The sequence below is a fragment of the Ningiella algicola genome (assembly GCF_028401415.2).
Lineage (GTDB): Bacteria > Pseudomonadota > Gammaproteobacteria > Enterobacterales > Alteromonadaceae > Glaciecola.
Map to the genome: position 1 here is coordinate 3,720,374 of NZ_CP171821.2, position 22,375 is coordinate 3,742,748.

General features: G+C 44.5%; 21 protein-coding genes. 11 read left to right on the top strand and 10 right to left on the bottom strand.

Annotated features, from left to right (window positions below; genetic code table 11):
• Positions 1-39: 39 nt before the first annotated feature.
• Complete coding sequence (gene pepB / locus PN836_RS16165) at positions 40-1,350, top strand: aminopeptidase PepB (protein ID WP_395340188.1); 1,311 nt, start codon at positions 40-42, stop codon at positions 1,348-1,350.
• Here the strand turns inward: pepB and PN836_RS16170 are convergent.
• Positions 1,336-1,518: a helix-turn-helix domain-containing protein gene (locus PN836_RS16170; protein ID WP_395340190.1), complete on the bottom strand. Its 183-nt coding sequence runs from the start codon at positions 1,516-1,518 to the stop codon at positions 1,336-1,338. The two genes, pepB and PN836_RS16170, sit on opposite strands and share 15 nt — an antisense overlap.
• A 125-nt stretch (positions 1,519-1,643) precedes the next feature.
• On the opposite strand from PN836_RS16170, the gene PN836_RS16175 reads away from it, so the two are divergent.
• Entirely contained in the window at positions 1,644-2,249 is a 606-nt protein-coding gene (locus PN836_RS16175; RefSeq protein ID WP_395340191.1) for a YhgN family NAAT transporter, read from the top strand.
• A gap of 9 nt (positions 2,250-2,258) precedes the next feature.
• Entirely contained in the window at positions 2,259-2,855 is a 597-nt protein-coding gene (locus PN836_RS16180) for a YjaG family protein (protein ID WP_395340194.1), read from the top strand.
• A gap of 11 nt (positions 2,856-2,866) precedes the next feature.
• Here PN836_RS16180 and rsmD read toward each other — a convergent pair whose 3' ends face one another.
• Positions 2,867-3,460, bottom strand: a complete 594-nt coding sequence (gene rsmD, locus PN836_RS16185) for a 16S rRNA (guanine(966)-N(2))-methyltransferase RsmD (RefSeq protein WP_395340196.1) — start codon at positions 3,458-3,460, stop codon at positions 2,867-2,869.
• A gap of 113 nt (positions 3,461-3,573) precedes the next feature.
• On the opposite strand from rsmD, the gene ftsY reads away from it, so the two are divergent.
• The 3 genes from ftsY (at position 3,574) to ftsX (ending at position 6,758) form a co-directional block, all read left to right on the top strand.
• Entirely contained in the window at positions 3,574-5,004 is a 1,431-nt protein-coding gene (gene ftsY, locus PN836_RS16190; RefSeq protein ID WP_395340199.1) for a signal recognition particle-docking protein FtsY, read from the top strand.
• Positions 5,005-5,091: 87 nt separating this feature from the next.
• Positions 5,092-5,781 (top strand): cell division ATP-binding protein FtsE, encoded by a 690-nt coding sequence (gene ftsE / locus PN836_RS16195; protein ID WP_395340202.1) that lies wholly within the window; start codon positions 5,092-5,094, stop codon positions 5,779-5,781.
• Positions 5,778-6,758 carry a permease-like cell division protein FtsX gene (ftsX, locus tag PN836_RS16200; RefSeq protein ID WP_395340205.1) on the top strand — a complete coding sequence of 327 codons (981 nt, stop codon included), beginning with the start codon at positions 5,778-5,780 and terminating at the stop codon, positions 6,756-6,758. The genes ftsE and ftsX overlap by 4 nt, the downstream gene beginning before the upstream one ends.
• Positions 6,759-6,775: 17 nt before the next feature.
• Here the strand turns inward: ftsX and PN836_RS16205 are convergent, their stop codons facing one another.
• Together PN836_RS16205 and PN836_RS16210 are read right to left on the bottom strand one after the other, a co-directional pair.
• Entirely contained in the window at positions 6,776-8,062 is a 1,287-nt protein-coding gene (locus tag PN836_RS16205; protein WP_395340207.1) for an EAL and HDOD domain-containing protein, read from the bottom strand.
• Positions 8,063-8,071: 9 nt separating this feature from the next.
• Positions 8,072-9,307: an EAL and HDOD domain-containing protein gene (locus PN836_RS16210; RefSeq protein ID WP_395340209.1), complete on the bottom strand. Its 1,236-nt coding sequence runs from the start codon at positions 9,305-9,307 to the stop codon at positions 8,072-8,074.
• A gap of 254 nt (positions 9,308-9,561) precedes the next feature.
• On the opposite strand from PN836_RS16210, the gene rpoH reads away from it, so the two are divergent.
• From rpoH to PN836_RS16225, 3 genes are all read left to right on the top strand, one after another.
• Positions 9,562-10,413: an RNA polymerase sigma factor RpoH gene (gene rpoH / locus PN836_RS16215; protein ID WP_395340211.1), complete on the top strand. Its 852-nt coding sequence runs from the start codon at positions 9,562-9,564 to the stop codon at positions 10,411-10,413.
• Positions 10,414-10,492: 79 nt separating this feature from the next.
• Entirely contained in the window at positions 10,493-10,999 is a 507-nt protein-coding gene (locus tag PN836_RS16220; protein WP_395340214.1) for a DUF3087 domain-containing protein, read from the top strand.
• A gap of 73 nt (positions 11,000-11,072) precedes the next feature.
• Positions 11,073-11,771 carry a YceH family protein gene (locus PN836_RS16225; RefSeq protein ID WP_395340217.1) on the top strand — a complete coding sequence of 233 codons (699 nt, stop codon included), beginning with the start codon at positions 11,073-11,075 and terminating at the stop codon, positions 11,769-11,771.
• Between the two features lie 124 nt (positions 11,772-11,895).
• On the opposite strand, the gene PN836_RS16230 is transcribed toward PN836_RS16225, so the two are convergent.
• The 5 genes from PN836_RS16230 to pip form a co-directional block, all read right to left on the bottom strand.
• Entirely contained in the window at positions 11,896-17,463 is a 5,568-nt protein-coding gene (locus PN836_RS16230) for a hypothetical protein (RefSeq protein ID WP_395340219.1), read from the bottom strand.
• A gap of 311 nt (positions 17,464-17,774) precedes the next feature.
• Positions 17,775-18,194: a DUF1801 domain-containing protein gene (locus PN836_RS16235; RefSeq protein WP_395340221.1), complete on the bottom strand. Its 420-nt coding sequence runs from the start codon at positions 18,192-18,194 to the stop codon at positions 17,775-17,777.
• A gap of 101 nt (positions 18,195-18,295) precedes the next feature.
• On the bottom strand, positions 18,296-19,195 hold the full coding sequence (locus PN836_RS16240) for a YiiD C-terminal domain-containing protein (RefSeq protein WP_395345713.1): 900 nt from the start codon (positions 19,193-19,195) through the stop codon (positions 18,296-18,298).
• 64 nt (positions 19,196-19,259) lie between these two features.
• The gene (dtd, locus tag PN836_RS16245; RefSeq protein WP_395340224.1) at positions 19,260-19,697 is read right to left on the bottom strand and encodes a D-aminoacyl-tRNA deacylase; all 438 of its coding nucleotides are present in this window, start codon (positions 19,695-19,697) and stop codon (positions 19,260-19,262) included.
• A gap of 18 nt (positions 19,698-19,715) precedes the next feature.
• Positions 19,716-20,624 carry a prolyl aminopeptidase gene (gene pip, locus PN836_RS16250; RefSeq protein ID WP_395340225.1) on the bottom strand — a complete coding sequence of 303 codons (909 nt, stop codon included), beginning with the start codon at positions 20,622-20,624 and terminating at the stop codon, positions 19,716-19,718.
• Between the two features lie 149 nt (positions 20,625-20,773).
• Between pip and PN836_RS16255 the strand changes: the two genes are divergently transcribed.
• Complete coding sequence (locus PN836_RS16255) at positions 20,774-21,427, top strand: DUF2959 domain-containing protein (protein ID WP_395340226.1); 654 nt, start codon at positions 20,774-20,776, stop codon at positions 21,425-21,427.
• Positions 21,428-21,484: 57 nt separating this feature from the next.
• On the opposite strand, the gene PN836_RS16260 is transcribed toward PN836_RS16255, so the two are convergent.
• On the bottom strand, positions 21,485-22,063 hold the full coding sequence (locus PN836_RS16260; RefSeq protein WP_395340228.1) for a hypothetical protein: 579 nt from the start codon (positions 22,061-22,063) through the stop codon (positions 21,485-21,487).
• On the opposite strand from PN836_RS16260, the gene PN836_RS16265 reads away from it, so the two are divergent.
• Positions 22,056-22,208 carry a hypothetical protein gene (locus tag PN836_RS16265; protein ID WP_395340229.1) on the top strand — a complete coding sequence of 51 codons (153 nt, stop codon included), beginning with the start codon at positions 22,056-22,058 and terminating at the stop codon, positions 22,206-22,208. The two genes, PN836_RS16260 and PN836_RS16265, sit on opposite strands and share 8 nt — an antisense overlap.
• Positions 22,209-22,375 lie beyond the last annotated feature (167 nt).

Consider the following 22,375-nt stretch of genomic DNA (forward strand, 5'->3'; position numbering starts at 1 on the left):
CCTGTATTCTAATATAAAACTTAAAACATTGGAGTAACGATGACAACAATCGACGTGTCGCTTAGCACTAAAGAACTTCCCTCATACCTTAAATCTAGTTCTCCACTGCATTGGAATAATGATAGCGTGTGCATTCATATTGAAGGTCACGAGTCAGAACAGTCCTTAACCACCATTCGTCGTTGTGCCCGAAAAATTTCGGCTTCGGTATCAGCGAGTATTCAACTCATGGGTGATTGGTCTATGGAGCAACAGTGGGCCTTCGCGAGCAGTGTTGGTTCGCCCAAGGCAAGCGTGAAACTCAGTTTTAGTGACGCAAGTAGCGCACAAGAGCTTAGCTATTTGAATGATGTGCACAAGGCTTTTGACTTCGCGCGCGACTTGGTCAATCAGACACCTGAACAAATGAGTCCAAGTTCATTGGCAGACCAAGTTGAGCGTTTTATATCTGGGTGCGGTGGAGTAGGAGCAGAGTATTTAACTGCAAAGAGATTGACCGGCAAAGAACTGCTCGAACACCAGTGGCATGGCATTTATGAAGTGGGGCGAGGCAGTGAACGCCCTCCGGTGTTACTCGAACTTGATTATAACCCGACAGGCCAAGCAGATGCGCCTGTTGATATCGCCTTAGTAGGTAAAGGTATTACCTTTGACAGCGGCGGATACAGCATAAAAAGCTCAGAAGGAATGCTCGATATGAAATGCGACATGGGCGGCGCTGCCACCGTCTCAGGCGCGCTCGCGTTGGCTATCATGCAAGGCGTTAAAAAACGCATCAAGCTATTTTTATGCTGTGCAGAGAATTTAATTAGCGGTCATGCCTATAAATTAGGCGACATTATCACTTACAAGAACGGCACTAGCGTTGAAATTGTCAATACCGACGCTGAGGGGCGCTTAGTACTTGCTGATGGGTTAATGGCTGCCACCGAAAGTCAGGCAAAAATGATTGTGGATGCGGCAACCTTAACGGGCGCCGCGGTAATGGCGGTTGGCCGTGATTATAATGCGGTGTTTAGTTTAGATACTGCTTTACAAAAGCAGTTTTTAGCAATGAGTGATAGTGTTAATGAGCCACACTGGCCCTTGCCTTTGAGTCATTCGCATAAGCACAATTGCCCATCGCCTTTTGCTGATACAGCAAATAGCCGCCCTCAAAAAGGCGGTGGCGCTGGGGGTGCCTCAAATGCTGCAGGGTTTTTGTCTAGGTTTGTTCGCGAGGACGGACAGGGCTGGCTTCACATAGATTTAGCCGCTGCCTACAATCGAAATGGTAGCGATACCATGGTGCCTGGCGCAACTGGAATAGGTATTCGAAGTATTGCGGCGCTGTTGCTAGAGACCGCCTAAACGCTCGGCTAACTCTTTGTATTTTTCGACGTCAGATTGGTCAAATAATGGGTTGCCGGCGTCGTCTTTGTCTTTTGCTAATAAAAGACTTTCGCGCTCTAGACGCTGGACACGGACGTCTTGCACAGATAAAAAGTCTGCGACTTCGCTTACGGTCATCAAGGACATGAAATTTCTCCAAAATAAAAACAGTGTTTCAGTTTAGAATTTAACGACCAAAGCACGTAAAAGATTAGAAGAATGTCTGAATTTTCTTATCATTATGTATATAGACTGCAAATCAGAGGCCATTGATGTTAGAAATTCTTGCGGCGGCAACCATGTTGTTTTTGATTATGGATCCGCTGGGTAATTTGCCGATTGCGATGTCGGTGCTTAAAGAAATTGAACCCAAGCGGCGCACGAAAGTCGTGCTAAGGGAGCTGGGCATTGCTTTGCTTGTGCTGATGGTATTTTTGCATAGCGGTCAAAGCCTGCTGGATTTTTTGCAAATCGAACAGGAAACGGTAAGTATTGCCGGCGGTATCATTCTATTTATCATCGCGCTTCGCATGATTTTTCCAAAACCAGGCGGGGTGATGAATTTGCCAAGCGGTGAAGAGCCTTTTATCGTGCCTCTTGCCGTGCCAATGATTGCCGGTCCGTCTACCATGGCCGCATTGATACTCCTCGCCAACCAAGAGCCTGACCAAATGCTCGAATGGAGCGCGGCCCTATTTGCAGCGTGGCTGGTTAGCTCGCTGATTTTGTTGATGTCAAATAAAGTACACAGTTGGCTGGGTGAAAAGGGCTTAAGAGCCGTTGAGCGCTTGATGGGAATGATCCTAATCATGATTGCCATTCAAATGCTATTAAATGGTATTAGCGTATACAGCCTTCACTTAATGCGGGGACTTTAGGGTCAATTTATGAGTAAGTTAACAAGCTTTGCACAAATTCGTGCACTAGACAAAAACAGGGCGCTGGTGCTAAGCACGGCCTTAATTCAGCGGATGTTACCTAACTATTTCCTGTTTTGTGAGGTCCTTGGAAAAGATAGGCTTACCATAGAGGCGCATCAGGCAAGTGCATCAAACTTGGTAAATCTGCTGTGGGAAACATCCACAAATAAAGCAATGAAGCTTAATGTAGACGCTCAGTCAGAAAAGCTAGAAGAAATCACGCCATCCACAACTGAGCACGACAATCTTGGTGTTTATGCAGCGTTGGATTTTTGCATGGCGCTAAGCGCGGCGCTTCAGCTTATTGGCAATGAAGATGAGCAAGCAGCAGTAACCGTGGCAAAGCTAAGTCAAGGCAGTGTCGAGCGACATATTCACGCTATATTAGGCGAAGAAGTGACCGGAGAAGCATTAAAACTGCATCCGCTCATGCAGTTTGAGTTAGAAACGCTAAACGAAGTGTTAGCGGTATGCCAATCGAAAAAACTCAGCAGTGAGCACATTAAGGCGCTTCGAAATGATATGCGAGAGCAAGGTGTTAGCAATTTAGGGATTGAGTGTTAGCGCCTTATTCTTTAGGCGTAATACTTAAACAGGCGAAAGCGCAGCGTTTGACTCGATTTTTCTTTAAGCATCGAAAGTTTGCCAAAATGGTGTAGTTTTGAATCATCAAAGTCGGCCTCCGTTTCAATATAAACTAAGCCCCCATCTTTCAGACACTGGTATTTTACTAATGCATCAAGCGCGGGATTTACGAGTTGTTGATTAAAGGGGGGGTCGATAAACACGATATCGTATGCGTGCCTTAGCATAGAACATGCTTGCAAGGCATCTGCGTGAATTACTTCTAATCTATCCTCAGCCTTAAGTATTTGAGCATTTTTTTGCAGTTGTTGATAGCTGGCTTTGGCTTTTTCAATCAGTGTCACTGAGGCTGCGCCGCGCGAGAGCGCTTCAAAGCCTAAGCTTCCAGCTCCGCTAAACATATCTAGCACTTTCGCATGCGGAAGGTCATGCATTAACCAATTAAACAGCGTTTCTTTTACTCTATCGGCAGTTGGGCGCAAGCCATTCATGTCCAGTACAGGTAGTTTTCTGCCGCGGTAAGTGCCTGCAATAATTCGAATATTCCCTTTTGATGATGAATGTCTGGGTTTTGATGATGGCATGAAGTGTGGGCTAAATGATATTATATGTCATAGTGTACTTTATGACATAGCCTTAGGCTAAAGCAAACTCAACTTAAGTGAGGGTTTGCTGAAAGAAATTTTAGGGAGTAGCCTTGTTTAATTGGTTTAAAAATAAAAAACAGAGCGATCAAAAAGAAAGCCAAAATGTCGATGAAGCTCAGCATGACAGTGATATTCCCGTTGACAGCCAGCCCAGTGATCAAAGCGGTGAGCATGCGGACAAAATAGACGAAACGGGCGAGCAAATAAAAACACAAGCACCATCCGATGAGGTGGTGTATGAGGAAGGGTCGGCACAATCGCCAGTCAAGGATAATTATACTGCTGACAATGATCAAAATGGCGAGCCTGAGCCTGAGCTTGCAGTGAAGCCGGAGCCCGAGGTAGAGGCAGAGCAACACAAGGCTTTGTCTGAAGAGAACATGCTCAATGAACAAGACATCTATCACAACGAAGTGTCAGATTCAGTTGCTGAGCGAGCGCCTGAGTCAGAAAGCGAAGTGCAAAAAGCGGGCGTTGTGGATGACGCTTCGATTGACAAGGATGATGCTCAAAGCGCAGCGACAGATGCGTCATCGGAGCTTGGCAGTCAAAAGCAGGGATTTTTCAGCCGCTTAAAAAGCAGTTTAACGAGAACGAAAGAAAATATAGGCTCGGGATTTGTCGCGCTATTAAAAGGCAAATCAATTGATGATGAACTCTATGAAGATTTAGAGACTCAGCTTCTTGTCGCCGATGTTGGCATGCGTACTACAAGTAACATTATCGAGAATCTCACTAGCAGCGCCAAACTTTCCCAGCTGCGAGATGGCGATGCCTTGCTAAGCTTACTCAAACAGCAAATGCGCAACATTCTTGAACCGGTCAGTCAGCCACTTGACCTTAATAGTGCGTCAAAAGCACCTTTTGTCATTTTAATGGTTGGCGTAAACGGTGTGGGTAAAACAACGACGATTGGTAAATTAGCCAAACAGTTCCAGAAGCAAGGCAAACGCGTCATGTTAGCGGCGGGAGATACCTTTCGTGCAGCAGCAGTAGAACAGTTGCAAGTGTGGGGTGAGCGCAATGATATTCCCGTTATTAGCCAGCCCACAGGTGCAGATAGTGCGTCTGTCATCTTTGATGCGTTAGCGTCAGCGCAGGCCAAAGGGGCTGATGTGCTTATTGCAGACACTGCGGGCAGACTGCAAAACAAAGATAATTTAATTGAAGAGCTTAAAAAAGTGGTCAGGGTAATGAAGAAACAAATACCCGATGCCCCTCATGAAATTATGCTGACACTCGACGCCAGCACTGGCCAAAACGCCGTCAGCCAAACTAAGATTTTTAACGAAGCTGTGGGCATAACAGGCATTAATTTGACCAAATTGGATGGAACGGCAAAAGGCGGCGTTATTTTTGCGCTTGCGGATGAATTTAAGATCCCGCTGCGCTACATTGGTATCGGAGAGGGCATCGATGATTTACGTCCTTTCGAGTCAGATGCTTTTGTTGACGCCCTTTTTGATGATGCTAGTGAATGAGATATGAATACATGATGTTTGACCTTGCACTTTGCGTTTTTAGCGCTGCTTGGCGCTGTCGCTTATCCCGAGTTGAGCTTATTTAACATGATAAAATTTGAACAGGTCAGCAAAACCTACCCAGGTGGTCAAACGGCACTGTCTAAAGTCAGCTTTCACGTTGAACAAGGTGAGATGGCTTTTTTGACCGGTCACAGCGGGGCTGGAAAAAGTACCTTACTCAAGCTAATCAGTATCATGGAAAGGCCAACAGTCGGTAATGTATTGATTAATGGCCACAACTTGGCAAATATTACGCGAAAGCAGGTAGCTTATATCCGTCGCGACATCGGTATGATATTTCAAAGTCATCAGCTTTTGATGGATAAATCCGTATTTGACAATGTCTCACTACCTTTAATTATCGAAGGCCATACTCGGAAAACCATCGCTAAGCGAGTAGATGCGGCGCTGGATATGGTAGATCTCAAAGACAAAGCGAGAAATCTTCCGATTACGCTTTCAGGCGGTGAGCAACAACGTGTGGGCATTGCCCGAGCGGTAGTGAATCGACCGCCACTTTTACTTGCCGACGAACCGACTGGTAACCTAGATCCAAAGCTTTCAATGGAAATAATCCGTTTGTTTGAAGATTTCAACCAGGCTGGCGTAAGCGTATTAATTGCGACACACGACTTGGGCCTGATTGCGCGCATGCGCTACCGAACACTCACGCTTAAAAAAGGAAAAATGATCACCGACGGCTTAGATCAATCTTATGAGGATGCCCTATTATGAGTATTCTTTTCAAAGGGCGTAAAGTCTCAGCCAGAAACGTTAAGGTTAATCCTATACAGCGTTTATTCATGTTCCTTACTGATCACGTCAGACAAGCAGTGAATAGCTTAGGCGAGCTTTATCGTACGCCCTTTGCATCATTGATGACCATCGGTGTACTTGGTTTTAGTTTAACGCTACCGAGCACGCTTTACATATTGGTAAAAAACACCGAGCAAATTTCAGAGCAGTGGCAGCAAGCCAGTGAGATATCCTTATTTCTATACGATAATGTGAGTGAGGCGAATGCCCAGCAGTTGATCACCCGCTTGTCGGTTTGGGATGAGATTGAGAGTGTGTCTTACATCTCTGCTGACGATGCCTTGGACGAATTTCAGACGGTGTCGGGTTTGGGAGATGCCATTGCATACTTAGATCAAAACCCATTGCCTGCTGTGGTCTTAGTCATTCCTACATCTAAGCATGCCACCCCTACCAATGCCGCTGTTTTATTAGATAAGCTAAGACAAGAGCGAGAAGTGGAAATTGGAAAGCTTGATATCGAATGGCTTGAGCGCTTATATGCACTTTTAGATATTGCCAAAGAGTTAGTGTTTTTATTGGCAATTTTGCTATTTTTTGCTGTGGTGCTCATTATCGGTAATACCATCAGACTTAACATTTTAAATAAACGAGACGAAATCTTAGTGATGAAGTTGGTCGGTGCCACTGACGCCTTTATTCAAAGACCATTTATGTACACGGGTTTCTGGTTTGGGATCTTAGGCGGCATAATGGCTTGGTTAACCGTTTCGGTCATTTTGTGGTGGATAGGTTGGAGCCTAGAGTCGTTTATGAGGCTGTATCAAGTGCAGCTTGATATTACCGGAATGAAAGGCAGTGCTTTAGCCGTGATGTTGCTTATTTCAGTGGCGCTAGGCCTGATTGGTTCGATGCTGTCTGTCAACCGCCACGTGAAAGAAATAGAACCCGAATAACATAAAAAAAGCAGGCGCTAGCTTGCCTTTGCTCGCGGAAACATATCAGACGTGGCGGTCATCATACTATTATTCCACTGTACGGCTTCCAGGTAATGTTGGTGCAGCTGTTCTTGACTCAGTCCTAGTGTTTTAGCAAGGGCTTTAAACTTGAGCCAATTACTGGACTCTAGCGCTTTAACACTACTAAGGAGGTCATGATATTCGCCCTCTTGTTTAAGCAAGGCTTGTTTGATGAGAGGTGACACTGGGATTTGCGCAAGTAAATGCGCCATATCGCGATCTAGAATCACGTCAATAAGCGAAAATAGGCCAGTCATAAATGCGGTCATCGCTTGCTTTTCTTTCCCTAATTGCATATCCAAAAGTTCACAATACTTTGCGCGAACTAAGGAGACTTGTAGCAACTCTTGCACCTTATCTTGATTGAGTTGTGCAATAGATATAATGGCGACAAACTTTCTCAGCATAACTTCGCCTAAATAGGTTAGAGCATGTTTGATTGAGGTAATTTGATGTGATTTGTTGACCATCGGGTTATTAATAAAACGCATCAACAGATAGGACAGCGTGGCATCATGCTCAAAGGTTTCTCTAATCGCTTCCATATTGATGCTTGAGTCTGCGGTCTGTGCTAATAACCTAAGCAAGCTTAGCTTATTGGCCGGTAAGTCTTCATGCTGAGTATGCTGCCTTGCAAGGAAAAAATGGCCTTGAAAGAAATCGAAACCCGCATTGACGCATTTCTCAAACTGCTCATGGTTTTCAATTTTGCTCGCGATAATTTTGCATTTATAGTTTTCTGTATGTGCTTGAAGTTGTTTGAACTCAAGCAAGGAAATGTGATTGACATCTACTTTCAAAAAATCAATTGCGCGATAATGTTCATCGCGTAAGTCATGCTGATTTAAAAGCGCAATTCTAAAGCCTTTGCTTTTTAAGATACTAATCGCCTCGCCTAAATAGCTTTCATCAATTGAATCATCACTTAGTTCAAGGATCGTATCTTCTATGCTGAGTTGATCAAGTATATCGCTTTCTATTGCCGCTCTTGAAACGCTTATTAGCGATACAAAGCCTTGCAAGAGGTCATCCAGTATAATAGCGGTAGAACTGTCTTTAAACGTTTCAACTTTGGCATGTTCAACGACCTGAGGATAAGTACTTTCTGGATTGCATGCAATTTGACTTACATCCCCTTGCGCAAGCGGAAGCTCACCCGAAATGGAATCTCTGAATACCAACTGATAAGCGAATAGACGTTGCTTGATGTCAAAAATGGGCTCTCTAGCGAAAATTAACATACAGGCTACCTAACCCTCAAGCAGTGAAGATTTCATGTCGTTCGCCCACTGCACCGATTCATAATACATTTCAAAAAGTTGCGATTCTTTTATATCGGCTTTTATCCCTAGCTCGTGAATCAAGGCCCAGTCTGCTCGCTCAAATGCCAGGCAAATGCGAAGCTGAAGCGCTAAAGGGCTGTCAGTATGAATTTCGCAAAGCGCAAGTTTCACATCTTCTGAAAAAGGTAAGGTGCGCATAATATCCGGCATATGCATATCCATTAAGGCATCCATATGAGAAAACAGGCCTAAAATATAGCTGCTTGGAGGATTGTCTTTGAGATCCATCGCTACGCCCATAAGTTTGCAAAAATGGGCTCGCACAAGAGATGATACAACCAAGTCAGCAGGTTTTTCGCCTTTGAGATTTGCAATAGCCAGTAAAGCAATAAACTTTTTCAATTCAACCGAGCCCAAATAACGAAGCGCATGATGCAATGAGTTGATAGTTTGACGTTTGTTGAACAAGGGATTATTGATAAAGCGCATAAGTTTGTAGGTTAACCCCACGTCCTTTTCACATACTTCAGCGGTTTTATCAAAATCAAATTCTTTTGCGGAGCTAATAGCAACCAGTTCGATTACCGAAGATGCCGCCACCTCAACATTCTTATGCTGTACAACTTCTGGCTTGGATAAAAAATACCCTTGAAAAAAGTCAAAACCGGCTAACTTGAACACTTCAAACTCGTCCAGCGTTTCGACCTTTTCGGCAATCAGTATTTTGCCACTGCGCTTTAGCTCTTCAATTTTCCTGACTACATGTGCATTGTTCATGTCAATCAACTCTGCTTCAATTTTTATGTAGCGAACCAATGGTAGTAACGATTCCCAACGAGGAGAAAAGTCATAGTCATCTAGCGCAAGTTTGTAGCCCATGTTTTTGATATGTTCGCAGGCTTTAATGAAATCTCCGTCTACATCTACCGTTTCAACAATTTCTATCACAACATTCAACGGGTCAAGCGTTGAAGGGAAACGATATAAAATAGTATCTTGGTGAAAGTTGATAAACGAAGGTTTATTGAAGCTTATGTTTTCAACACCGATTGAAAGATGGCTATCAGCAAGCATGGCGCTCGTGGCCTCATCAGGTGATATATCTGGGAAACAGTTACTTTTACCGTCACGAAACAGTAATTCATATGCGAAAACGTTTTTTTCACCATCATAAATGGCTTGGCGTGCTACATATGCGAACATGTTGATCCTTTCTTAAATTAAGTGGTTTTGCGTTATTTCGTATTGTTGTTTTTTACCGTGACTACGTTAAATTCGAGCAAGAATTAAGCGCTTGTTCGATTTAAACGATAAAAGATCCAAACTAAAGCTTGAGTTTTACAAATCTAGTCTTATATTACTCAGTCTGAATTTTGAAATTAATCATGAGAACTATCGGTCATTTATAGAGTCATATCGCGGTAGCGGTAACGCTCAATTGAATGAAAGAGGTAAGAATGAAAGAAAAAATGCACTCTCTCGCCTTAGCCGTTCCCAATAGCGGAAGCATTGAAAGTTATATTCAAGCAGTTTCCAGCATAAATATGCTATCGGCAGAGGAAGAAAAATCTTTGGGACTTCGTTTGTTTGAAAACGGAGACTTAGAGGCTGCGCGCAAGCTCGTCATGTCGCATTTGCGTTTTGTCGTTCATATCGCAAAATCTTATGCAGGCTATGGCTTACCGCAGGCCGACCTTATTCAAGAAGGTAACATCGGTTTAATGAAAGCCGTTAAACGATTTGATCCGCACGTAGGTGTACGTCTAGTGTCGTTTGCAGTGCACTGGATTAAAGCCGAGATTCATGAATTCGTGCTCAAAAACTGGCGCATTGTGAAGGTCGCCACTACCAAAGCACAACGCAAATTGTTCTTCAACTTACGTAAAGCAAAGAAACGCCTCGGCTGGTTTACACACGCTGAGGTGCAAAAGGTTGCTGACGAATTAGGTGTAAGTACGAAAGAGGTCTTGCAAATGGAGGCTCGAATGAGCAGCCAAGACCAAGCCTTTGATTTGGGCAACGATGAGGATGACTCGTCAACCTTTAGCCCAGCGCAATATTTAGAAGATAAAAGCGTAGACGTTGAAAACACCGTTATTAACAACGATTGGGATAGCGCTGCATCTAAGCGTTTGTACTCAGCGATAAAAACGCTTGACGAACGCAGTCAGCACATTATCGAAACTCGCTGGTTAGCTGATGATAAAATGACACTTCAAGACTTAGCAGACGAATATCAGGTGTCTGCAGAGCGCGTTAGGCAAATTGAGAAAAACGCCATGAAGAAGCTTCAGGCGGCAATGGTCTAAAATTACTCAAGCAGAAAAAAGCCCGCAGCCTGCGGGCTTTTTATTGTCTGGCACCTTTGAATACTCATGCAGGCACAAAATGAAGCTCATACAAATTGATAAGGCACGTTACAGAAAACACCTTAACTACGTTATTGTTAGCTGTATTGTAGCGTTAGTAGTGGGAAGTCTTGGCATAGCTCAAGCTTTGATTGCTCTATTTCCAGATGCTAGTGGTAGTCACTTTCACTGGAATCTAACGGGCGTAGTTGTGAGCGCAATCGGTATCGGCTTTATACTCAATAAATATCGACGCCATCCGTTTATGACAGAAGTCACCTATGTTTGGGAGCTTAAGCAAGTGCTAAATAAAATAAACCGAAAGCTAACAAAGATAAAAAATGAAGCTCAAAAAGGTGATGTTAAAGCGATGCAGATCTTGCACTATAGCTATGCTGGTTCTCGCTTGTTATGGCGTTTGGATGACAACAGCATTGTGATGGATGAGCTAAGTTTGGCTCAAAATGAGCTTGATGTCTTGGCAGATAAATATCATGTGCCATTGAGTGCAGAGGTATTTGACGTCGCAGAACTTAACAACTATTAAATGTGCTAACACGATGGACTCACGCGATAACTACAGTGTTTGTGGGTTCACAAAAAGCCCAAAGGACAAGTAAATGCTTATACAATTGTCGCCCGCGCAAGCTCGTGTAATTGGCGTATTAATAGAAAAAGAAATTACTACGCCAGACCAATATCCGTTATCGCTAAACGCCCTAATGCTCGGATGCAATCAAAAAAGCAGTCGCGAGCCAATCATGCAGTTAAGCGAAAACGATGTTCAAAACATTCTTGATGAGCTGCGGGATAAAAACCTGCTGTTTGAGCATCAAGGGAGCGGCTCTCGGGTGGTAAAGTATAAGCACCGTTTTTGCAACACTGAGTTTAGTTCTTTAAAGTTCACACCTCAGCAATTGGGCATTATTTGCGTGCTGCTGTTACGCGGTCCGCAAACACCTGGGGAGCTGCGCACCCGCGCCAGTCGGCTGGCTGAGTTCGCGAACGTGACAGAAGTTGAGACCACCTTACACGAATTAAGCCACTTCAACGGGGAAACATTGATAAGTAAGCTAGAGCGAGAGCCCGGCAAGCGCGAATCAAGATACGCACATTTGTTTTGCGGTGATATTGTCCTGGCGCCAGCAAGCAAGAACGTATCTGAACTTGACTCGTCCTCAACTACCATCGCTGATGCGGGTAATGTGAAAGATCTTCAAGACGCGGTCGAGCGCATCAACACACTAGAGCAGCAATTAGCAAATGTGATCAAGCGTATGGACGAAATGCAGGAGACGCTAGACATTTTATCCGATTAGCTTAACAGTCGGATATACGGCGCTTTCACTAAGACGTTGGACAAGAAATTGTCTGATTATTAAATAATTCAATGCATATTAAAACGCCTACTGCACTGGGGCAGTAGGCGTCATCAATTAAGGCTTAAACCAAGGCCGGTGGAACAGGCCATTGGTCATCAATCAAACGTTGATTGTGAGCTTGGAAGCCTCCGATAGCAGTTACGCCACTGTCATTGTAATGATCCGCTTCCACGGGGCTGGTCATAACGGTATTTTCCATCCCCGTTCGCTGAGTAAACATCCTGTCTACCCCACGGTTCATTAAATCATTCGCTATAGCAGGGTCATTGTGCCTGTTAGCGGATAAGTCATCCCACAGCAAGGCATGTCCAATTTCATGACTCAATGTTTCGCCTATTAGCCTTCCATAGATCGTGGTAGCGACGGCCACTAGCTCCGTGTCTGAGGGTAATGCGCTCTCAAGTTCCAGGATCAAGGCTTGCGTTTCCGTATCCACATCAATGGCATCAGGCTGGTTGTAAGTGCCCGGATAGAGTTCAATTTGCTCATTAAAACTATCCCCTACAGCGACACCGACGGTTACACCAAGGTTGTCTGGATCTCTGTTTTTGATGGTCACCGAGACCGTATTGGCTGGGGTTACATGCGCTGGCACTGCATCAGCATTAGGCGAGATGGTCCAATATAAACGCACGTTGGCTTTGCCTAACAGATGTGCGCATACATCTTTCATCTCTTCAACAATACCGGTTTTCTGTCCTGTTAGCTTGATGTCGCTTAAGGCTTGGTCAAATGCGGCCGTGTCCTCTCCAATTAATACACATTGAGGTACAGAAAGTTTCAGCTTGGTACTGGCAAGGCGATTGCCCGCATTATCATACAAGGCCACATCTAAGTCATGCAGACCGGGTATTACGCCGCGCACTGATGTGGTTTTTGCACTTGGATTGTCGATGATCAACGCACCTGCTGTTGGGCTTGCCCATCGAATCGAAGCACCATCTGGCGCATTTGCGTAATCCGCAGAAACTTGAATGACCATGCTCGTATCGTTTACAGCAGGATTAAAGGCTCTATTTTCAGCACTGGCGGTATCGCCCCGAAGGATAATAATCGGTTGATTAGCCGCATCACCGCTCTCGTCAGGCTTGGTAACTTTAATCGTTTCAACTTCGCCATCGGGAGAGGTTTTCTGGTATTCCACTTCAAGCTCAGGAGAATTCATGCCTTTTTTCGCTTGTTCGGCTATTTGTTTGGCAGTTGACTCCTTGTCGCTTTCTTTGGCTTTGCTGACATTTTTAGCGGCGTTGTTATATGACCCAAGCACTTCTTTAATTTGCTCGGTGGTGTCTTCGTCGCTCAAATAGCCATCTTTATTGAGCTTTTTGATTTGCTCAATTTGTTTTGCGCCATCGCGTTTTTGGTTAGCCATGAGCGCTAAATTCGCAAAATCCTTTGAAATAGACGCCAAATCAGTCACCTGTTTTGAAGTTGTTTGCAATGCACCAAGCGCATTGGCTTGTGTGCCCTCAATGCCCGTAATGTCTCTAAATGCGTCGCCTTGGCCCAATAAGGCATAAGCATCAGCCAGACTGGTGGGAGCAGGCGCTGCAGGTGCTGCTTGCATATTAATAAGATTGGTAGGCAAGTCTTTTACTTGCAGGTCGCTTGGCTCGGAGCGTCTGGTATCGGTAGACAAGGGCTCGATTTCGGGCGCACTGGTTGAACATGGCGCTTCATCAAACCGCCAATGCCGGCTTTCGTCGATTTGCTCGCAGCTGTTGCATTTGCCCATCACCGACTCGGCATAAACACCTTTAGTCGGCACGCTTATGCGGTAGGGGTCTTGCGGCGTAGTGGGTTGATAGTAGTTGAGTAAATCTTCAACCGATTTAAACACAGGGTCAAGTCGCTCACCGGGAATGACTTTAACTACCAGGTTATTACCCACGACTCCCATAACTTTGTTTTCAACCACGCTTGCGACGCTCCTTCCGCCGCTGTTGGGCGCAATATAGCCGTCGAGCAATCCGAACAGGCGGCTAGCATCCATGCTGCTCCATATCACCTTATGCGACAGTTCTAAGTTTTCATTTAGAAACTGAATCAGCGCATTGGCGGCGTCTTGATCTTCTTTTCTTGGGTTAAGCAGTTCACGTTGATTCATCGGCGTGTAGATAAGAGCTGCGTCCGTTGCCACAGTTATCCCGAATACGGAGGTATTGATCACATCATTATTGACACGTGAGTTACGCACAATATAGCCGCTGGAATATTTGGTACGGTAACCCAAATACATGGCTCGCAATATAATACGTGATGAAGGTTTTACATCGGTATTAGCGCGTACCAATAGGTGCGAAAACTGGCGTCTTGTAATACTCTGCGTTTCGCGAGTTGCGATACTCACTTTCAAGGGGGTGCCTTTGGTGTAATTTGAGAGCAGTGTTAAGTCAACATCCAGCTCTGTTTCAAGGCCCTGATCATCTACTGCAAATATACTGAGTCGATCGATGAATCTGCGCACAATGTCAGCGGCATACTGCTCCTCAAACAAGGCATCTTTTTCAGCATCCGTTAGCTCGCGTTCGATATTTATCGTCATTTTTCCGAAGAACCAAGGGAAGAACTCACTTAAGTCGTATTCTTCGGTTTGCGTTGCTTCATCTATGGCGGTGATGTATGGCCTGGCGAGATCGAAGGTCATGGTGAAGTGTCCAGAAAACATTTCAATATCGACATCGGCATAACTTCCCATAGGTAAATCGGCATTGACATAATTGGACTCAATGCGTTCAATAGCGCCAAATCCTTTGCGCAGTTTTCTGCCATACATGCTATTTTCGAGTGTGTTGCGCCAGCGAAGCACTTTTTTATGGTCAAAGTCACTCATCGGCATGGGCACAAACAAGCATTCCTGTACATCTACCAAGTTTTGTTCAATTGCGTAATGCTTCAATACCTCAAAATACTCAACGGTGATGGCATGACAATGATTATGGTTTTTAATCACTTCAGTTTGCGCGGCAACCGACTCGTTTTGCTGAACGCTTTGCACCACGGAGTTGCGCTGGCTACGAAGACTCGATGCTGATTGAGAGGTATTGTCCTGTAAACTATTAAGTGAATTTGCACTTAAGTTTCGAGAGGAGTTTTGTGAGGCGGTTGTTGTGGATGTTGCGCCTGAATGGGCAACGCCGCCAGCGACACCAAACAACACACCTTTTAAAAACCCGCCTGCGCCACCACCAATACCCGCTGATGTTGAGCTTGTGCGATTGCGAGAGCGTGCGCTCATGCTTTCGCTTAACGAAGAGTTCATGATTTCGGTAATGTCTCGGTCGCGTGAAATGTCCGCAATCATTGATTCGGCCACGTCCTGGCTTTCGTCTCGACGTTCTTGCTCCTGTCTGTCCCAGTCCAAAATCGATATGCGCTTTTCCTGGCAAGGAGCAAGAGGAAGACTATAAAGCAAATCACCCAGTGAATATCCGTCGGCTTTCCACTGTTGTTTAAAGTGCAAAATATGCCCGTGAGCAATGGTGGTATTTTCGTACACTGTCGGGGTTTCATCCCAATCAATGCTGTTTTCAACTGACAGTTCGACTCTGCCTGGATGGTTTTGAATATAGGCACGTTTAAGCTTTTCAACATACCGCTGAGACCGTCTAATCTGAGCATTGAGTTGCGTAAGGGTAGAGCTTATCTCATCGTAGTTTTGTACAAAATAATCGTCGACCAACTCTATGCCAAAAGTGACCCCTGACTGGTAAAAGCGATTATATTCCTCAAGTAATGTGATAAATGAAGCAATGCTATCAACAAAAATCTGATAGTAGCTTTCAATTTCAATAATTTCGCCAAGTGAAAAAATGGTCGTATTTTTAAGGGTGTTGCGAATTTCCTGATATTTTTGCATCAGGCACATGATACCCATCGTTTCTTTGACTGGCGCAATGGGACAGGGCTCAAAGCCTAAGGACTCATTACTGATATGATTGGCAAGCTCAATCGCCATGCGCCTCAGATACCCAAGAAGCGTTTCTTGCTTGGCTGATTGTGGTGACATTTTATCGACGCTAATAATGGTTTTTTCAAGCGATTTAGCCACTTTTTCCACCTGCGCTGCTTCGAGGTTTTGGGTATTGATGAGCATATCGATATCAGCAACGGTGTTTCGAAATTGCTGCGCGAGCAAGTCATCAAAATCAAGTAGGCTACCTGTTTTGGTCACGTGTCCTAAAAGTGACTGTAACTCCTCTCGGTCAATACTGCCTTTGGCCGCCAGCTGCTCACAAAATGACATTTCCTCCTGCACACCATTTTTACCGCAATACGCTGCCGCAAGCTTTTGATGCAGCTCTTTTAGCTTTTGCTGCCTGCGACTTTGCGCCAAAATTAAGCTAATAATATCGGTATATTGAAAACGCCGGTCGGTGGTGACAATGTCATTACTGCTTAAATTGAACTGTTGTCTGTACCCTATATCGAGCTTAAGCACATAATTTGGCGGTGTGTATTCTGCCGCAGCTGCAACACCGCCTGGTATTTGAGAAGCAAGCGTTGCTGAGGAGGCCCCTGAAAATCGCCTAATCAAAAGGTCAGGATTGTCAGTTGCCGCTACCGCATCGTTTCGCACTTCGTCCCGAATAAGACCGTCTGAGGGGGCTTTGTATTGCGAGTCTTCGTCAATAGAGAAGGGCAGCATAGTTAAAGAGCTAAAGGATGACTTGAGTCGTGAGAACATGGAAAACGCATTGTCGGAGGCTTCGAATAACTGCTCTTTTATGCGCTGAGAATCATTTCCGTTAATGGTAAATCCTCTGATTTCAGGCTCAGTTGTGCGCACGGTATGATAAAAGCTAAATTCCTCCAAGGTACGGTTAGGCACCGTGAAATCCACGCAAGTTCCGCCTAAATCTTGAGAGAAGGACGACGAATTCACCAAGTCTTTGCTATCTGGCAAACTTGGTGCGGTATTGTCGCAGCCGCAACCGGCAGACTCATCCAAAGAGGATAAATCGGCCACTAAAATAACATTGTTCGGAATTTTATCGTCTTCAAGCGGAATCACAATGGCTTCCGATTCCATACCGGCTATCACGCCGACGGCTTTGGCCGTTGTGCGATTGACTACTTGACCAAAGAAATAGCCATCTTTATCGCTTGTTGCGGTCATGACAGGAGTAAAGGTTGAGGTATCAAATTCTGCAGCGCTATCGCTGCTGGTAAATATAATGACCTGTAGCCCCGCGTTTTTGTCTTCGCCAGACAAGTCAATCACGCGCCCGCTGACTTTTTTAAAGGCCGACTCTGTTGGTGAGTCTTCGTTAAAAGTAACGATGTAAGGATTGAGTTTTATCTTCAGTGCCTTGCTGTTGTCATCGGCAGCAAGGTTAATATCGGCGGCATTCAAACTACCGTAGCTGTAATTCTGTTTGCCAATTAGTCCGCCGTTTGGTGAATATATCTCGAGTGAAACAAGTTCGTTTACAATCAAATTTGCGGGAGGTAAGAAAAACCGAAACTTTCCCGTTTCCCCGACATCTATTCTGTCTCTTGTGAAAACAGCGTTTCCGCTTATTTCCTGACTATAGCTCACTTTAATGAAGTGACCTTGGTACTGGTCAGTGATGGTGATATTACTATCAGATGGCTCAAGTAAGCCGTTTACGCTCATTGAAATCATGGCAAGCTCCATATGCTACGTTCGCATGTTTACTGTTGTGGTGACAAAGCCAAGGCGTTTACTGGCAACAGGGCACTGCGCTTGTTGATTCAAAATCAAATTCGCGCGACAAACAAAGCTCCTTGAGCAAAGAGGAGACTACTTAACAACAACAGACATCTGTAAACATCCACATGCTACTATCAATAAATTCCTTGGAAGTGAGCGGCCAGAGTATAAATTCGGGTGTCAGAATACCTGAGAGAAAGCTATTAAAAATATAAGATTAATATAAGGAAAGGCGGTTAAGCAGGGGCGGCTTTTTGCACCCTCTACGTTGGATATTTGTCGTTCATGGCTTGCCAATCGACCATGATGAGTTCTTCTAAAACATTTAGATCAACATCAGCTAACTTATTGATATAGAGACATGACTTGGCTCGTTTGTGTTTACCGAGGGCCTTAAGTAAGTCGGGTGCGGCACTCATACCGGCCAGTAAATAAAGACTTAAGTTTTGCTTGCGCGGTGAAAACCCAGACCTGAAAAATCGTTCAACTTTCCCCTTACTTGTTTTGTATTGATACTCGCCAAATCCGATCATGCTACTTCCCCACATTCGAGCGCTTTGCTGAGTGAGCGTTTCGTATAGTTTGAGCAATTCAAACGCGTCTTTTTGTCGAGTCGGGTGTTCAACGTTTTTAATAAAATCAGACACAGATAGAGTATTTGCTTGAATTTTATTCTGAGACATTTCGTGCCTCCTTTAAATATGGTCTAAACTCAGCATGACGACTCGTTGTGCACTCTGTAATTGTGAGGCTCACAACTCACCTATAAGCATCGACGCAAGCCCTATCGCAGCGGCAATACCCAGTACTTTCCGTGGAACTTCGCAACCGACTTTTCAGCATCTAATATGTTGACACTTAAATCAATGGGACATTTCTTTCCTGCTTCTAAGAATTCAAATCGGCTGACAAGAGAATCAATACTGCATATGGCTCGCGGTTTCATCGTGATTGGTTTGTGATAGTGAATGTTGCCGTCGCCCAACACAATTTCACCTTCTAAACCTCGTTGCTTAAGCTGCAGGTAAATCATACCCCACCCAGTAAGCGTGGCCAAAGAATAAATGCTGCCTGCAAACATACTGCCATGTAAATTTATATTCTTGTTGAGCGAGGCGCGCGTTTCTATAGTTTGTTCGGTGTATTGAAAAAGCTTTATGCCCATATGTTCGCTAATCGGAATTTGCTCATGCCAAGTATGTTGCAGCTCTCGGCACCATTTAGGATGTAAACTTAGTCTAGAGTCGTCAAATAAATGCTTTCGCATTTGTTTGCGCCTAAGTTTTCCCAACTCTGTTGGGGCCTCGTCAATAATTTCAAAACCTGCAGATTCAAAAAAGTGTATAGACGATTCGCGCGAGTTGGTTACCGCGCGCTCCGCACCAATATCGCGGGCAACTTGCTCAAGCGCAGAAAGAATGATTTGACCAACGCCTTGACGCCGGTAGGCCTTTTCAACTGCGATGTGACGGATTTGCGCCTCTTCGGTGGTATTCAGTTGTACTCTGCCACAAGCGACAATTTCACCGCTTTGGGTTTTGACCATTCGATGTTCACTCACCCCTTCGTATTCGTCTTTCTCGGAGCCTTTAGGATAGCCCCACGGCTCTCTTAGCCAGCGCCATCGAAATGCATAATACTCGGCGAGTTCTTTCTCGCTGCTAGGTTTATGAACGGTAAACAACACTACTTCTCCTATGAAATGCGCATTCGACTAGATAGGGCCGTGGGGAACCCTTAGCAATATATTATACCTTAAAATAGAAGGTAGCCGGTCCATCATTGATTAGGCTTACTTGCATATCTTGACCATATTCGCCTGTCTGGCAGTTAAGGTATTGTTGACGTATGTGTGTAACAAATTCATCGTATATGAATTTACCATGTTCTGGGTTGGCACCACCAGAGAACCCTGGGCGATTCCCTTTGTCGGTTTGTGCAACAAGCGTAAACTGAGAAACAACTAATAGTTCGCCACTAATATCGAGTAAGCTTTTGTTCATTTTGCCTTCATCGTCAGCAAAAATACGGTAGTGCGTGACTTTTTTGGCAAGCTTTTCAATCTGCGTTACGCCATCTGCCTTTTCGACTCCGAGCAAAAGCAATATGCCTTGTCCAATAGTACTTACTTTGTGTGCACCAACAGTGACGCTAGCGTGTTTGACTCGCTGTATTAAGCCAATCATGTTCATCCTTAAAAAGCATTAGTTTAATGGAGATTTCGCCAAATCATTCATAATCGATATTAGCTTTGCCTTGATTCCTTTTTCAGATGCGCTGTGACCGGCATTGTCAACGATAAATAGCTGTGAATTCCTTAGAGCATTGTTTAGTTCATAAGCAGCGGCCACTTTGCAGACCATATCGTAACGTCCATGCACAATGTGAGTGGAAATGTTACTCAGCGCTTGAACGTTATCAAGAATGTAGTTCTCTGGGATAAAGCATTGATGCTGGAGGTAGTGGCATTCGAGCAATGCCAAGCTTTTCACTTGCTGATTAGACGCTGTTTGAGCCGAAAGGTGTGAATCTGGAAGCAATTTCGAAATAGCGCCTTCCCAATTAAACCAAGCATTGAGTGCATCAGTTGACACTTGCGTATTTTCGCTGGCAAATTTATCGTAGAATCGTTGCGTGATTTGAGCTGAGCGCATATTCGGACGCTCGGTTCTGTTAGCAACCTGCGAAATAAAGTCTTCGTATGCATCAGGATACACCTGCGCTGCCCCGCCGTTTGCCTGTAAAAACCAATCAAAGTCTTGTTGCCGCGCCAGAAATACACCTCTTAGTACCAATTGCTTAACATGGGTAGGATGAGCGATTGCGTAACACAGGGCTAATGTTGCGCCCCATGAACCACCAAACACTGTCCAGCTTTGTATTTGCAAGTGCTTACGCAGCGCCTCGATATCATCAATAAGGTGCTTGGTGGTATTATTTTCTAGGCTGCCAAAGGGGCTAGAGTTTCCGCATCCGCGCTGGTCAAATGCAACAATGAAATATTGGTCTGGATTAAATGGCCATTTATAATTGCCATTTATCCCTGCGCCTGGTCCGCCATGCAAAAATAAAACAGGCTGACCATTAGGATTTCCTGCCGTTTCCACATGCATTAAATGATTGTTTGATATGGGAAGTTTGAATGACTGAATGAAGACTGACCTCGCAATGACGACGCATTTTTAAGATTTTATGATATGCTAATGAGTAGGTAGTTTAATACCACGATCGCATGAAATAACTTACAGGTAAAGGGTTGAATATGGTTCACAAATTATTGCTCGGCGCAACGCTATTGATGTTGCTTGCTGGATGTCAGAGTGCCATTGACGATGCATACTTCAGTATGTGGGACAAAATTGGCGTGGAAAAACGCGATATTTTAGTCGATAGAGTGGAAGATGCACAAGATTCCCAAAAAGAAGCGCAAGAGGAATTTGCAGATGCGCTAGAAGAGTTTAGTGCGTTGATCAACTTTGACGGTGGTGAGCTTCAAGATGTGTACGAAGAGTTGAGTGATGAGTACGAAGACAGTAAAGCCAGTGCCGAAGAGGTGAGCGAACGTATCGATGCAGTGGAGTCTGTGGCCAATTCATTATTTAGAGAGTGGGAAAGCGAGCTGGAGGCAATAGGTAACGCAAACCTTAAGCGTGATAGCGCGTCAAAGCTTCGCACTACTCGACGCAATTATGATGGATTATTGCGTTCAATGCGAAGAGTTGAGTCGAGTATGCAGCCAGTGCTTGCGTCCTTGCAAGACAACGTGCTGTATCTAAAACATAATCTTAATGCCAATGCGGTGAATGCCTTACAGGGTGAGTTGAGCACTATCAAAACAGATGTTGATGCACTCATTAAAGAAATGAACGCTGCTATTAAACAATCGGATGAATTTATAAAAACGATTCGTTCATAGTTATAAAACCAACGTCGCCCAAAGCGATTGGCTGAGGGCGCGTGTTTTGACCCATGCCTATGGGCGACGCACCATAAACGTCTTGTTCTCATCAAGCACACCGTCTATCTCGAATTGCACTTGGTACTCACCTATGAGAAATCGCTCGTCGGTAAGCAGCTGGAAGCGATTCACTTTTTTGCCGGTAACTTCTTTTTGTCCAATTCGGGTTCCGTCGGGATCAATAAGTGTGACGCGCATTTGAGCGTCTGGATTGTAATTTAAGCTTGTCACCAAGGTAATGGATGTCATGCACACCCACTCTCCTGAAAATGAACGATTACAGAAATCAGGCCTTGCCTCGAAGCTGTCTATCATTAATGGACCTTGCGGCTCTAATGCAGCTAACAATTCTTCCTGCGTCTTTTCAAGCTCATCAAGCAAGCGTTTGAGCTGGGTATTTTCATCTAAAGCAACTGCTAGTTTAGCCTCTGTATCATTTGGAATGGCAATGCGCGTTTGCAAGGAATTGACTTCGTTTTGAAGTGCTTGATTTGCCAAGTTCAAGGCGCTCACTTCTTTAATCTGTTCGTCTAATGAGGATGAACATGAAATAAAGCGCGATTGAGTTGCTATCAAGTCTTGTTGTATGCGCAATAAAGTATCCGAGGGTGGGCTTTGTTCGCATTGCGTCTGCGTAGCACTTTGCTCGATAGGCATAGGCCTAGCTTCAGTGCGCTCGCTAAATGAGCGTAAATCTGCTTCGAGCTGCGCGATTTTGCTTATGCGTTGGGTACTTTGAAATTCCTTTTCTTTGAGTTGTAATTCGAGTGACTTGTTTTCTTCAATTAAACCCAGCACGTAATCTCGGTCAAACGACGACCCGGAGTCGGCGAGTAAGAAGAAATAAAGCGCAGTCATGACTAAAAACACAATAACAGCAAATAGATATTTTGCAGAGTTTTGGAG

Coding starts and splice junctions, on each gene's coding strand:
- rpoH (WP_395340211.1), top strand. CDS start 9,562: ATGAAAGAAAAAATGCACTCTCTCGCCTTAGCCGTTCCCAATAGCGGA.
- PN836_RS16210 (WP_395340209.1), bottom strand. CDS start 9,307: ATGTTCGCATATGTAGCACGCCAAGCCATTTATGATGGTGAAAAAAAC.
- ftsX (WP_395340205.1), top strand. CDS start 5,778: ATGAGTATTCTTTTCAAAGGGCGTAAAGTCTCAGCCAGAAACGTTAAG.
- PN836_RS16170 (WP_395340190.1), bottom strand. CDS start 1,518: ATGTCCTTGATGACCGTAAGCGAAGTCGCAGACTTTTTATCTGTGCAA.
- PN836_RS16205 (WP_395340207.1), bottom strand. CDS start 8,062: ATGTTAATTTTCGCTAGAGAGCCCATTTTTGACATCAAGCAACGTCTA.
- dtd (WP_395340224.1), bottom strand. CDS start 19,697: ATGATTGGCTTAATACAGCGAGTCAAACACGCTAGCGTCACTGTTGGT.
- PN836_RS16255 (WP_395340226.1), top strand. CDS start 20,774: ATGGTTCACAAATTATTGCTCGGCGCAACGCTATTGATGTTGCTTGCT.
- pepB (WP_395340188.1), top strand. CDS start 40: ATGACAACAATCGACGTGTCGCTTAGCACTAAAGAACTTCCCTCATAC.
- rsmD (WP_395340196.1), bottom strand. CDS start 3,460: ATGCCATCATCAAAACCCAGACATTCATCATCAAAAGGGAATATTCGA.
- PN836_RS16235 (WP_395340221.1), bottom strand. CDS start 18,194: ATGTCTCAGAATAAAATTCAAGCAAATACTCTATCTGTGTCTGATTTT.
- pip (WP_395340225.1), bottom strand. CDS start 20,624: ATGCATGTGGAAACGGCAGGAAATCCTAATGGTCAGCCTGTTTTATTT.
- PN836_RS16225 (WP_395340217.1), top strand. CDS start 11,073: ATGCTTATACAATTGTCGCCCGCGCAAGCTCGTGTAATTGGCGTATTA.
- PN836_RS16180 (WP_395340194.1), top strand. CDS start 2,259: ATGAGTAAGTTAACAAGCTTTGCACAAATTCGTGCACTAGACAAAAAC.
- ftsE (WP_395340202.1), top strand. CDS start 5,092: ATGATAAAATTTGAACAGGTCAGCAAAACCTACCCAGGTGGTCAAACG.
- PN836_RS16265 (WP_395340229.1), top strand. CDS start 22,056: ATGCGCAATAAAGTATCCGAGGGTGGGCTTTGTTCGCATTGCGTCTGC.
- PN836_RS16230 (WP_395340219.1), bottom strand. CDS start 17,463: ATGATTTCAATGAGCGTAAACGGCTTACTTGAGCCATCTGATAGTAAT.
- PN836_RS16220 (WP_395340214.1), top strand. CDS start 10,493: ATGAAGCTCATACAAATTGATAAGGCACGTTACAGAAAACACCTTAAC.
- PN836_RS16175 (WP_395340191.1), top strand. CDS start 1,644: ATGTTAGAAATTCTTGCGGCGGCAACCATGTTGTTTTTGATTATGGAT.